The organism is Citrobacter sp. Cf116 (assembly GCF_030336505.1).
GTDB lineage: Bacteria > Pseudomonadota > Gammaproteobacteria > Enterobacterales > Enterobacteriaceae > Citrobacter > Citrobacter freundii.
The window spans coordinates 1-281 of the sequence record NZ_JAOWEQ010000006.1; the positions used below are offsets into that span (position 1 = coordinate 1).

Annotated in this window: 1 tRNA gene and 1 rRNA gene; both read left to right on the forward strand. The window is 54.8% G+C overall.

Annotated features, from left to right (window positions below):
* Positions 1–86: 86 nt before the first annotated feature.
* Positions 87–162 (forward strand) — tRNA-Thr (locus tag OGV74_RS00715).
* 38 nt (positions 163–200) lie between these two features.
* Positions 201–281: ribosomal RNA gene (gene rrf / locus OGV74_RS00720) — 5S ribosomal RNA — on the forward strand; the annotation flags it as partial.

Below are 281 nucleotides of genomic sequence, written 5' to 3' on the forward strand. Positions count from 1 at the left end.
CTCAGAAGTGAAACGCCGTAGCGCCGATGGTAGTGTGGGGTCTCCCCATGCGAGAGTAGGGAACTGCCAGGCATCAAATTTAGTGTGCTGATATGGCTCAGTTGGTAGAGCGCACCCTTGGTAAGGGTGAGGTCCCCAGTTCGACTCTGGGTATCAGCACCAGTTTTTCGGTTAAAGTTCGGCACTTAGAAAAGAATTTGTCTGGCGGCTGTAGCGCGGTGGTCCCACCTGACCCCATGCCGAACTCAGAAGTGAAACGCCGTAGCGCCGATGGTAGTGTG